General features: G+C 49.9%; 11 protein-coding genes and 2 pseudogenes. 3 read left to right on the forward strand and 10 right to left on the reverse strand.

Annotated elements, in window-relative coordinates; genetic code table 11:
* Positions 1-43: 43 nt before the first annotated feature.
* The 9 genes and pseudogenes from ACTNBU_RS04735 to ACTNBU_RS04775 all read right to left on the reverse strand — a co-directional run bounded on the left by ACTNBU_RS04735 (position 44) and on the right by ACTNBU_RS04775 (position 9,784).
* Positions 44-5,755: a SpaA isopeptide-forming pilin-related protein gene (locus tag ACTNBU_RS04735; RefSeq protein WP_441031342.1), complete on the reverse strand. Its 5,712-nt coding sequence runs from the start codon at positions 5,753-5,755 to the stop codon at positions 44-46.
* A gap of 17 nt (positions 5,756-5,772) precedes the next feature.
* The gene (gene lepB, locus ACTNBU_RS04740) at positions 5,773-6,360 is read right to left on the reverse strand and encodes a signal peptidase I (protein ID WP_441031344.1); all 588 of its coding nucleotides are present in this window, start codon (positions 6,358-6,360) and stop codon (positions 5,773-5,775) included.
* On the reverse strand, positions 6,357-6,806 hold the full coding sequence (locus ACTNBU_RS04745; RefSeq protein ID WP_441031346.1) for a hypothetical protein: 450 nt from the start codon (positions 6,804-6,806) through the stop codon (positions 6,357-6,359). Before ACTNBU_RS04745 ends, lepB begins: the two co-directional genes overlap by 4 nt.
* A gap of 459 nt (positions 6,807-7,265) precedes the next feature.
* A complete protein-coding gene (locus ACTNBU_RS04750; RefSeq protein ID WP_441031348.1) occupies positions 7,266-7,484 on the reverse strand; it encodes a tyrosine-type recombinase/integrase in 219 nt (72 codons plus the stop codon).
* 26 nt (positions 7,485-7,510) lie between these two features.
* Positions 7,511-7,735, reverse strand: a pseudogene (locus ACTNBU_RS04755) (flavodoxin); the annotation flags it as partial.
* 17 nt (positions 7,736-7,752) lie between these two features.
* The gene (locus tag ACTNBU_RS04760; protein ID WP_441031350.1) at positions 7,753-8,454 is read right to left on the reverse strand and encodes a hypothetical protein; all 702 of its coding nucleotides are present in this window, start codon (positions 8,452-8,454) and stop codon (positions 7,753-7,755) included.
* A gap of 20 nt (positions 8,455-8,474) precedes the next feature.
* Positions 8,475-8,780 carry a carboxylate--amine ligase gene (locus ACTNBU_RS04765; protein WP_441031351.1) on the reverse strand — a complete coding sequence of 102 codons (306 nt, stop codon included), beginning with the start codon at positions 8,778-8,780 and terminating at the stop codon, positions 8,475-8,477.
* 215 nt (positions 8,781-8,995) lie between these two features.
* Entirely contained in the window at positions 8,996-9,304 is a 309-nt protein-coding gene (locus ACTNBU_RS04770) for an ImmA/IrrE family metallo-endopeptidase (RefSeq protein ID WP_441031353.1), read from the reverse strand.
* A 57-nt stretch (positions 9,305-9,361) separates the two neighbouring features.
* A complete protein-coding gene (locus tag ACTNBU_RS04775; protein ID WP_441031355.1) occupies positions 9,362-9,784 on the reverse strand; it encodes a helix-turn-helix domain-containing protein in 423 nt (140 codons plus the stop codon).
* 210 nt (positions 9,785-9,994) lie between these two features.
* On the opposite strand from ACTNBU_RS04775, the gene ACTNBU_RS04780 reads away from it, so the two are divergent.
* The 3 genes from ACTNBU_RS04780 to ACTNBU_RS04790 all read left to right on the forward strand — a co-directional run bounded on the left by ACTNBU_RS04780 (position 9,995) and on the right by ACTNBU_RS04790 (position 11,831).
* Positions 9,995-10,600, forward strand: coding sequence for a hypothetical protein (locus ACTNBU_RS04780; protein WP_441031356.1), 606 nt, complete (start codon positions 9,995-9,997; stop codon positions 10,598-10,600).
* 444 nt (positions 10,601-11,044) lie between these two features.
* Positions 11,045-11,284, forward strand: coding sequence for a helix-turn-helix domain-containing protein (locus tag ACTNBU_RS04785; RefSeq protein WP_441031358.1), 240 nt, complete (start codon positions 11,045-11,047; stop codon positions 11,282-11,284).
* A 124-nt stretch (positions 11,285-11,408) separates the two neighbouring features.
* Complete coding sequence (locus tag ACTNBU_RS04790) at positions 11,409-11,831, forward strand: hypothetical protein (protein WP_441031360.1); 423 nt, start codon at positions 11,409-11,411, stop codon at positions 11,829-11,831.
* Between the two features lie 65 nt (positions 11,832-11,896).
* Here the strand turns inward: ACTNBU_RS04790 and ACTNBU_RS04795 are convergent.
* Positions 11,897-12,105 (reverse strand): annotated as a pseudogene (locus ACTNBU_RS04795) (hypothetical protein); the annotation flags it as partial.

Here is a 12,105-nt window from a genome sequence, read left to right on the forward strand (position 1 = left end):
TTCTTTGTTGAGATTTGGATGAATGGTAATGTATTGCTGCGCATCAGGAGGATGCGTTTTCCTCCTTTCTGCGCTTGTTTTGGATATACAACAGGATTCCCGCTACCAAAGTCATAAGCGCGCCTCCCGCGGTATACAGGGCTGTACCGGCTCCGCCGGTTTCGGGTAACTCCGGGGCAAAACTCTGGTTGGTTACCTGGACAATTCCTCCGTTGCTTGCGCCGTTCGAAGAACCTTGGTAGGTCACCAGGAACTGGGTTTTGTGAACCAGTGCTGCGGCGTTATTTCGGATGGGATTGCCTTGGTCGTCCAATTCAAAAACATAGTAGGTTTTTTCCAGGTCGAGATCCCGGAACACCGCCGTCTTATTCGATTCTTTGTCGGACGCATTGTAAGTGATCGTCACGGTTTGCAGCGGCTCGCCCTCGGCATCAGCATCCTCATACAGGCCAAAGGTATAGGTGCCGGAAACCGGGGCGCAGACGTTGCCGCCCGCATCACGGAAATCCTTGGCAACAGTGATCTCCCCCTTGTGGTTAAAAGCCTGATAGGTGTATTGCGCACTCTGATACCAAACAGTCACGCCGGTCGGGAAGGAAGGATAGGACTTGGTTCCGTCCTCGGCTTCCACCTCCTGGGCAACCGCAAAGTAATGGGGAACCGCGTCAAGAACATAACCACCCGGTGCCTTGGTTTCCGTGAGACAGTAGACGGTGTTATACTTCATCAACTGTCCATCTGTTCCGAAGACCAGCAAACCGTTTTCGTCGGTGGTTCCGGTCCAGCTGTTTCCTCCCGGTGTGAAGGTTCCATCATTATAGGTTCCCTCCTGCAACGTGAATGTTGCTCCGGCCAAGAAAAGTGCTGCATTGTTGCTGTCCAGTTTGGTAATCTTTATGCTGGGCGGTGTGATGACACCGACGGTTCCGCCAACCTTATAGGAAAAGTCCTTCTTTTCCACAACAGCACCCTCTGGAACCGTATAGCCTTCCCAATGGGCCTTGTTGATGATCTCCACACTCTGCTCCGGCGGGGCATTTACCATTGTCTCATATGTGATGGTCAATGGTAAGCTGTCCGGAAGTGTTAGCGTGAAGGTCTGGCCGTTTACCGCCAGAGTGTAGTTCGTGATCTCCTCTCCGGTTTTGGTATTCGTTACCTGAATTGTGGAGGTATCCAGCGTCAGCGTGTCGCTCAGCTCATCCACCAGCGTCAGGGTATCTTTTCCCTTTACCAGGTCCTCGCCCAGAGAATTCACAGCGATGGTGAAGGGGAAGCGACCGCCATTGGTGTCGGAGTCATAGTTTCCGGTCTTTTTAATCGTGTTTTTCTGAACGGAAACGGAATTGCTGCTGACACTGATTTCCTTTCCCGCAGAGCTGAGGAGCTTTACATGGTTGTTAAATTCCTTTGACTCTCCGCCCAGCAGCACATCCGGATCTGTCACCCGGCAGGCGATCTGGTATTCCACGCCGTAGCCATCGGTGACGTATCCATCGACAAGGCCATCCACATCCCAGATGACCGTCTGGCCGTTGGTATAGTAGTAGACGGTATACCCATTGATTTTCTGACTGTGCTCTGTCCATCCGTCACCCAGGGCAGCAAATTCGGCTTCGGTCAACTGAACCGTTGTAGGCTTCGTATTATTATAGCTGCCTCCAGCCCAGTGGTACTTCAGGTAGGCCAGTTCCATCCCGTCCGGGATGGTTTCCTCGAAACGATACCGTCCGCTAAGGTTACCAACATAGTTCGCCTGAATCTGCCAGATGACGAAGGTTCCTGGCTGCCCCAGGGCCTCCTTCGCAATGGCCTGATTACGCCCGGACTTCACAACGGTAACCGTGCTTCCATCATAGGTGATGGTCTGGTTGAATTCCTTGAATAGGCCATTGCTGCCGCAGAGCACCTGGGAAACCATATTGTGGTCGATCCAGTTGGTTCCGTCAAAGGAGCTTTTCAGTGCGTTGTTGAACGTCTTTGTTTCCCGGATTCCTGTGGGAACTACGGAGGGCTCCGTTTTGACAATCGCATATAGCGACTGTCCTGCCTCGAGTTTCACATCCTGCAAAAGTTGAATGGTCAGAGATGTGCCGGTTAACTCTGTTGTATAGGCATCAGCGGTCAGCCCGGTCAGCTTTCCGCTGGATTCAAGCTCCGGGAGATCATCATAATCTGTAACAGTCTTTTCACCAAGAGATCCGGTGTAGACTCCAACCAGAGAGCCTTGACGGATATAGTGAGTGGTGCCACTGGTCAGATCCCGCAAACGGGTCCCAGCGGGGATTAGATTGCCGTCTACCTTGATAACCCAATACAGCGCACCGTTTGCGAAGTCTTCCGTGCCGTCCTGAGAGGACGCATAGTACCAGCCGAGTTTCTCGGCACTAAAACTATTGGTTCCCTCCACAACGACAGAGGCATTTACCTTCACGCCCGCGAGGGTATATGGATCGCCGGCAGGTCCAACCACACCGCTGAGTTCAAAGCTGTTGCTTACAACCACCTGGGTGACTTGCTCCACATTGACTGGCTGGGCATAGTAGGTCAGAAGATACGCATATTGCCCGTCCAATCCGATCTCGTCCGGAGTGAAAGTAAAGGTGGTTTGACCATCGACTTTTACCCAAACGGTTTTTGTAGGCTCACGGGCGCTTAGGTTGGCAATCACCTGGGTGTCTGTCAGATTTGCGGCGGGAGCATTGTCCTCAATTTGATAGGCATTTACCCGGACATAGCCTACAAACTGCATATAGCTGCCGCTGAGTTTATCCGTCATGGATGCCGAGGAAATGTCCCAGTCTCCCGCTTCATTTGCTACGATCTGATACTGGTAGCTTCCCGCTGGCACGTCGAAAGAGCCGGGATTCTCTGTGGACGAGACGCTCTCTCCGGTGGCATCATAGACTTCTCCGGTCATGGGGACGGATACGTCGTCCTCTAACTTATCACCGGCCAGCTTCCGATCCCACTTCTTCTTTGCAATCGTGCGGGTATGATTATAGCCATTGAAGATGCTGCCGTCGGTCAGTGTGGTTCCTCCCACGGCAACCACTGCCCGGTTGTTAATTGGGATATCCGCATTGCCAGCCGCCGGGAATACACCCGGTTCAACTTTGACCGTGTAAGTCAATGTTCTGGCCTCACCAGGCTTCAGGCTGCCCAGGGAATAAGCAAAGCTGAGCCCGCTTTCAGCGATTTCCGGCCCAGGAGCATCCTGAATTTCCTCCAGACCATCTGCCCCGTTTTGCTTATCTTTTCCTCCAATGTATAAATGGAACGAAGAAGGCTCCGTAACATAGGAAAGAAAATCTCTATACTTTCCATCCGTTGCATACTGACCCTGAATAGAACCATCCAGCGCATCCCGGATCACCACATTATCCAGCGTGTAGGTATTATTCTCGTTGGCTTTTACCCACACCGTGTAGGTGATGGTACCGCCGCCATTTTCATCGGGTACAAATGTGGCTGATGTTTTGCTCATGGAAGCACCGGCTCTGGGGGTAAAATCGCTGGTTGCCGGGTCACGGGGATAGATTTCGGAGAAAGGAGTCGCCGCATTTTGGATAACCCCCTTTGCTCCCGCACCAGTGTACCCTTCCTTCAGCTTCACTTTGTAGGTCAGAGTTCTGGTCTCATTGGCATCCATGTCACCGACGGTCCAGATCATGGAACCTTCCGGCACAGTTACGTCACCGATTGCAGTTTGCTCTGTGGTAATTTCTGTAACTGCGCCAGACGGCAGCAAATAGCTGTCTATGTATGTTTTGTTTTTGGTAAAGGTATCGACGACCTTTACATCCAGTGCGCCATCCTGACCCGCCGTCACGGTAATGGTATATGTCAGGTAGTCACCGTCATCTTCTTCGGAAAACACAGGTGTGGACTTTGTAATGTCTATCTCACCGGATCGCGCAATAATGTCTTCCTCGAACATGACTCGAATCACGACATTACCAATGACCAGCTGCGCTTGTCCATCGTCTGGTACCTGTGAAATGTTAACGGCAGATTCTATGTAAAAATCACCGTTGATAGTGGTGTTCGTTTCGGTTTTTTGATCTGTCAGCCATTTCTGATCAAATTGCAGCGTAACCACGTTGCCGTCTGCGGTAATGGTTCCCACTTCGGTTGTTCCACTGGTAATGACACCGTTGACAACAGGATTCCGCATGAGATCCGGTAGTGTAAAGGTCATTTTGCAGTCCGCGGCAAGCAGGTTGTCAATATTGACTCCCGCATAGTCAATATCCAGCCGCAGGTCGGCATCTCCTGGAATCGGCGTATCTCCAACCGCAATCCATTCACTGTCAGAATCGGTCCGATAAGAGAGTACAGCATTGGTAACATAAGCCGTTACATCCAGAGGCTGCGTGGACTCTGTTTCATCCAGAGATGTACTGGCCGCCATAGGCCGAAGGGAGGAAAACATCATGACACCCGGAGAAACATACACCGTTCCCTGCACAGGGAGTCCCGATGGGATTTCCATGCCTGAGATAGTGCCTTCCGTCTGGATTTCCGTATCCGAGGCAATATCCTCTGTCGGAATTTCGTCCTCGGTTCCAGCGGGCATACAAGTTTCGCTGTGAACGTGCTCCTCCATACCACAAGTCAGTTCCCAGGTGCCGTAGCACAGGGCGGAATGCTGGTGGCCTGTGCTCTCCTCGATCTGACAGGTCAGTTCACCATTTTCATCGTAGCAGCCTGCTTCCACGCTGTGGGTGTGGGCGCCTTCGCCTACGGGAATCTGACAGGTCAGGGATTCCGTGTCCACTGATTCTTCATAGATCTCAAAGCAGTCCGCAGTATGCTGGTGTTCCAGAATCTGAAGTTTCCCACAGATCAGATTGCCGTCTGCATCGAAGCAGTCTGAGGTATGCTCGTGGGGGACGATTTCTGGTTCCTCACAGGTCAGCTCCGATTCGGCTGGCTCCGTTTCCTCTGGTTCAGGCAGATCGGTTGGTTCCGTACAGACCAGTTCGCCACGGATCTTCTCATAACAGTCGGAAGAATGCCGGTGGCCGGGATCTGCGGGAATCTCACATATCAATGTTTTCGTAACCTGGTAGCAGTTCTCTCCATGGGTGTGCCCGTCTTCGCCTTGGGCCTGTCCACATATCAAGTCGCCGTTTTCATCATAGCAGGAGTCCTCATGCCGGTGACCGTCACTTTCCGGATCTTCACAGGTGAGGGTAGATTCTACCGAATAGCACCCGGCTTCCTCGCTATGAATGTGGCCTTCCCGTTCTTCCTGACCGCAGATTAGCGTTTCTCCCTGCTCCCATTCGTAGCACTCGTCGGCATGCACATGGGCAGGTTCCGTCTCCGGGGTGGTCCAGCAGCTTTCACCATGGGTGTGAGCCTCAATGATTGGTAGTGGACACCAGAGATTCCCATTCTCGTCGTAGCAAGACGAATCATGCTGGTGGATCACAAAGTCCGCATATCCACATACCAGTTCGCCGTCGTCATTGTAGCAGCTGTTCGTGTGCTGGTGGAGATTCAGGCTCTCCACCGTGCATACCGGTACTTTCTTCTCAACAGAAGTTACCTGGGTATAACAGGCTTGTGTATGGATATGTTCAGGAATCTCACACTGTTTCTCCATAGTGATTGCCGGGAGAATCAGTGCGTAGGTGGTGCAGAACACCACCACAGCGGCAAGGCAGGTTACAACCTTTTGCCATCGTTTCCTCCTGCGGTGTCGCTGGGTATATTCGGCTGCCTGTTGCAGCGCATCATGCTTCATTCATCCATCACCAACCTTTATTCCAATTTTCCGAAATCCGACAAGGGCCAGACCCGAAAAATGATTTTTCCGACAACCTGTTCATCCGCTACACAGCCTACCGCCGTGTTTCGGGAATCCACCGATGTAGCTCGATGATCGCCCAGGACAAATATCCGGCTTTCCGGCACTTGATAAGGATATTCAATATCCGTATCACCCAGAGCCTTTTCGACCAGATAGGGTTCTTCCAACAGTTTTCCGTCCACGGAGACATTTCCAGCCTCGTCAATTTCCACCCACTGTCCGGGACCGGCGATGTAGCGTTTAACCAGCAACTTATTTCCCAAGTAAAAACACACCAGATCACCTGGTTCAAAATCGCTGCCCTTGACGGACACCACAATGTCGCCCTCATTCAGTGTAGGAACCATAGAGGCTCCGTAAATTTGCAACACCGGCATCCAGATGGTAGCCACCAGCACTGCAACGGCAGCCACCACGATCAGGGTGTAGACGGTACTGCGCAGAACTCGTTTGTATCTGGACTTATATTTAACGCGCAACAGTTCCGTTTGAAGCTGTTGAAGCGTAGGAAAATCTGTAAATGTTTTTCGCTTGCTCATGTGCTATTCCTTCCGCCAAGAATCAACTGACGCAAACTTTCTTGATCTCGAAGCAATGCCTGTGCTTTATCGGATACCTGCTGCCAATAATCATCTGCATCCTTATACGCTTTAGCGCGGTACGCATCGGCCTCCGCAATCATTGCGTCAGCTTGTTTTTGCGCATCCGCCTGAAGCTGCTGCGCCATTTGCTCCTGCTGGTCGCTCATGCGCTTGATGTTCTCAAGATATTGTTCAGCCGCAGCCTGCACCGATTCAAAAACGCCATTCAGTTGAAGCGAGGCTTCCGCTATGGAGCCTGCGTTCTGGATTGCAATATACTTGCTTTGAAGTTTTGACTGAACTTTTTCTAATTGTTGCTGCAATTGTTCGTTCTTTTCCATCTGTGCAATCAACATCTCTAAAAGCTCACGCCGATTCAGATGCTGCAATTCTTTCTCGGTCATATAGCACCTCCTACGCAAATGGCAACATAACAAAAGGGGCAACGGATGATATTCCATGTGCCCCAGATCGCTGCTGCGCAATTCGGAAAGGTTCCCTTGCCGCATTGTGTCTCTCCCACGTTCCTGCTGCAGTCATGAGTACATAGTTTCTATTATGTAGTGAACCACCTTTTGCGATTTCCATATCCAATTTTATTCTCTTATAGAATAGCGCAAATCGGCTCAAAAAGCAAGTAGGGCGGACAGGAAAAGCACGATAAGTAATAATTAATTTCAACTACAGAATGGTAGTTTCTCAAAACTTGCAACACAAATTCACCCTCACGACATTGCTTTTCAAAAAATGATATGAGGGTGTGTTTTGTGCGCCCCAAAAAGCAGGGTGAAGCACAGTAGAGATAACCTTTTTTCACGGGGCGTACTACATAATAGAAACTATGTGGCGGTTTTTTGCGCTCGCTATATCACCAGTCCCAGCCGTTCGATTTTCCTGCGATGCTCGATGCCAGTACTCATAATGTAGATCCGGGTGGTGTCGATGCTGCTGTGGCCCAGAATGTCCGCCAGCTTGGCAATGTCCTTTTCAATGCCGTAAAACGTCCGGGCGAACAGCTTGCGCAGATTGTGGGGAAAGACCTTGCTGGGCTTCACCCCCGCCGCTTCACAGAGCTTTTTCATATCCGACCAGATATTACTCCGGTTTAGTCATCCATGTTGTCCCGCTTACCGGCGATAGCAGGACGGGAGGCCGGATCGCTCATCTCAACACTGCTTCGGGATTTCTGATTTGTCCAGTCAAGATCGGCCTTGCTGTAAGGTACTGCCGGTTCAATTTCGTATATATCCGCACCGATGGCCTCAGCCAGTTTTTCAGCGACCTTTGCGGTCACCCCGGTTGCGGAAAAGTATGCCACAAGTTTTCTGCTCATTTTCTGTTCCTCCAAATCTATTCGTCTTCCTCATTCAGCACTGCATCCAGCAGCTTTTGAAGAAGAGCAATCATACGGTTCAAATCCATGCCTTCCTCCGGGGTCTGTCCCATATGATCAAGCACAGCCTTGAATGCCGTAGTTCTGTCTACTTTCGTTTCTGCATCAAAACGGTCAAGTATATCTTTCATAATTAGCGAGGCTTCCATCTGCTCCTGTGTCAGTCCGGGTATTTGCAGCAAATCGGCCAGCTCCGCATTCTCCATGATGGTTTCGTATTTCAGATAGTCACACTGCTCGTCTGTCATCAACTCCTGAAAGTAGTTGATCATGATGTGAATGCGAAAACCTCCGCCTTCTTCGGGCGTAATGCAGACATAATGCGCCCTTTCTCCAATGTCCTTCAGCAGGGACATATCTTCCTCGCAGTCAAACTCAATCATCCTGAGATACAGGTTGATCTCGGAATGAAAGTGCTGATAGTCCACAACAGCGTGAATCCGTCCGTGATGATCCTGCGCGAACTGATCACAGCGTTCCAGCAGATACTCATAGTTCGCCTGATCCTCCGGCACAATGATCTTGGGTATAGCATCCATTTTCTTCCCGAAGGAGGCGAAGAATCCATCCGGTTCTATAGCCTTTTCGTAGACTGCATCAGCATAGCCATTGTCTTCTGATGTGAGTTCATAATTTCGGTCAAAAACGATATTCTCCATACTGTGTTCCTGCTCTTTTCTTATTTGTCTGCCTCTGTAATACCGTATTCAATCAGGATATTCTTCTCTGCGTACTGCGGATAGACAATTCCCATCATTTCATATTGATAGCGTTTAACACGCCGAAAATCCTTGATCGGCTCAGGCGCGAATGCTGCCGTCTCAAAATGCTCATATTCCGGCATACCGGCCAGATCATTGGCAGCAGCCTTTATCAGCGCGTCAGTCACTTCGTTGATGTCCTTTCCGTACTCGACGGCAACAAGCTCATGCTTGCGGACATCCTTATCAATGCTCCCGAAAGAGCGGTACAGAACATATTTCATACAGCTTATCTCCATCATTTCAGGAAATTACTTCTATGGTCAATCGGTCTGAGGTCATAACCAAGCTCGTTCAGGTGCGCGATCTTCAAGGCAACAAGGTTGATGTCGGTTTCCATTGCCCGTGCAATCTGCTCTGCGGAGAAGCGGTACTGATAGATGTACTCAAGAAGCTCGTCGTTGTCCAGAAGTATCTCCGCCGCAACGATGTTCGCCTCTTATTCCGGTTTGGTGCGCATATCATAAAGCATAAACTCACGAAGCGGATTGTCTTTTGCGAGATTCCGGTGAAGCTGATCATGGCCCAGCTCATGAGCGCACACAATTCTCTGCATCTGTCCGGATAATTGGTTATTGATGAAGATGAACCGGTTTCTTTTGATGACCCGGTACATACCTTTCAGGGGACCGAAGTTGTCACAGAACATTACTTCGACACCGATGTCGGCTGCGATTTCAAACGGATCTCTCGTCCCGCAGCGCTTGACAAGTCTGCTGCCCACGAGGGCAAGCTGTTCTGCGCTCATCATCCCACCTCCAATCAGGGATCAATTCTATCATGTGAACAGGGTAATAAAACGGACTCACACCTTGGAATCTGCACTCTTGCGGTACTTCTTGGGGGTGTACTTCCGGTTCTTTTCCTTTGCCATCCAGTAAGCATCATTCAGGGCTTTCATAGCACCTTCAATGGCTTCTTCACTCAACTCACCACCGGCGAACAGACCGGTCACTTCGCTGACAAGCTCTTCAATATCTCTGGCTGCTTTTGCGCCGCCTCTTTCCTGTGCTTCCACCACATAGGCACCGCTGCTGCCGAGAAGATATTCGGTTGTAGTATTGAGCGCATCTGCAATCCGCTGAATCACTTCCATATTGGCGGGCTTCCGATTCCCCAGCTCATAATTCTGAATTGTCCGCGTAGTAACACCGGCTTTCCCCGCAAGCTCAACCTGTGTGAGTCCGGCCTCCAGCCGTTTTTCTTTCAGTCTGTCTTTGAACACCATAGGCACCTCTTTCTTAAATTTTCTATGAACACGAACACTTTTTCGTTGATGCGCATTGACGCGAAATAATGTTCATGCTATAATGATGTCGCTGACACGAAATACTGTTCGTGTTTATATGATACCACACGAACACGAAACTGTCAATATGAGTGCGAAAGCTTGTTCGTGCGAAAGTTTAACTTTTTTATGAACGGAGGGTAATGCCGCATGAACAGAGTTTTCGGACTCTGTTTTATCGGCATGGGATTCAAGCTCACCGTCATGCGGCTCTATTTTTGTCTCGTCCATCCGCTGCTCCGCGCCAGCGGAAAGGACAAGACAATGAAAACCCCTATCGAATTTGACTACGATCTCTGGACTACAGAGGAAGGCAAGTGCATGGTGCGCGTGAAGCTCACCGGCGAAGTATGCGAGGTCAGCAGAGAAACCATGAGAGTTCTACGCAACGAGGAAAAGAAGCTCAGACGCTCTATGGCCGGAGTACCTATTGCCGGTTGCAAGGATGAGGATGAGACGGCAACTCTTCTTTCGCTTGATTTTGTCAGTGTGCAGGATGCAGAAGAGATGAGTCCTGCTTGGCTGGAAGACCCGAACGATTTGGAAGAAACAGTTCTCACTTCCGTTATGGAGCAGGAGTTTCGCTTGCTCTTGAGTGAACGCCAGCTCGAAGTTTACCTCTACTGCTTGCTCGGCGGCATGAGCATGACGGATTACAGCAAGGCTCGTGGTATTGATGTCTCTACTGTTTTTGAAGCCAAGAGGGATGTTCAGAAAAAAGCAAAAATATTTTTTAAGGAGACCCCCAAAAACTGATGAAAAATGTCCGTTGTATTTTGAAGAGGCTTAATCGCCGCTTCACGGTTCCTTGAAAACTGAATAGTCAGTGCTGCGGATCTTTCCTCTTTTCTCGAAGCGACTTGTCTTCTGCCGCCATGACCTCCCATACAGGAGTGAGCGATCAACAGAGAGACTAAACAGCCGTGTGGTGCGGCTGCTTGCGATGATGGAGAAGTTGGGTACAATGATACTTCCGTTTCTTCTTTGAAGGGGCGGCTCGGAGCGATCCTCGGAGGGGTGAGAGTCCCATGATACTGCTTTACCGGTGGTAGTCCGCAGCATTCCCTATTCAGCAGGGGTGCGAGCTGCAAATATGCTGGAACACAATTTATCATCAAAAACTATGGGCAGCAGTTGTCAACCGACTGCTGCCTATCCTTTTGCTGATAAAGCAAAAACAAATAAACGGAGGTGAGACAGGTGAATACCGCATCAACCATTTCTCAGCGCGATGCCTATAAGCTCATGCTGAAAGACTATCCCGATGTGATGAGCATTGAGCAGATGTGTGAAATACTCAGCATCAGCACAAAGACCGGCTATCGTATTCTGCGCGAAGGCAAAATCCTTAGCCTCAAGGTCGGCAGAGCCTATCGTATTCCGAAGGCTCATCTTTTCACTTATCTCTGCATCGGCTGCGGAGAAACAGTGAACGCGTAAGATTTGGACTCAAAAAGTTTACAAAAAAGTGCGTCAGTAGGTCCTCCAATTCGAACCCGGTTCTGGTATAATAGGATCCCGGTATAAGGTAGGTGTTACTGCTACGCAAGAAGGAGGATATTTAATGGTAGCAGGACATCTCCGCGAAAAAAAAGGATATTATTACGCCGTGTTGAACTACACCGATTCTCTCGGAAAAAGAAAGACCAAGTGGATTTCTACCGGACTTACTGTTAAGGGAAACAAAAAACGCGCCGAAGCAATCCTGATGGATGCGCGACGCAATTTCAATCCCGAAGAGCCGAAGGTCATGAACGGGGATATCCTGTTCGCGGACTACATGGAACAATGGCTCGACATTATCAAAAGCTCGGTTGCAGTCCCGACATTTGCTTCTTACTCGACTACGGTCAAAAGGGTCGTCGCACCGTATTTCCGTGAAAAGGAAATTACTCTCAAGAATCTGACCGCAAAGGACATTCAGGAGTCCTGCAAACAAAAGTCAATAGCTGAAATGAAAAAAGTCCCGCAAAATTTGCGCGACTGAAAAAGGGCATAACAAAACAGACTGGAGAAAAAGCTTCGCCAGCCGGGATAAAGTATCAATCTGATTTATCCTTGTGAGGTGCCCTGCTGTGCGTCAAAAGCCTCCAGGCATTCCTTCACACGGGCGTAGTAGATCCGTAGGAACTTGTTCTGTGCGGCGGTCGTGTATACAAAGTATGGCTTGCCCTCAGCGCGTTTCTTATCGAGAAACTGGTACACCGGCTCGTCTGCCGGCGCTTTTCTGAGATATGTGCAGACGATCTGGTACAGCGTTT

Origin of the sequence: Dysosmobacter sp. HCP28S3_G4 (genome assembly GCF_052065175.1) — a bacterium.
GTDB lineage: Bacteria > Bacillota > Clostridia > Oscillospirales > Oscillospiraceae > Oscillibacter.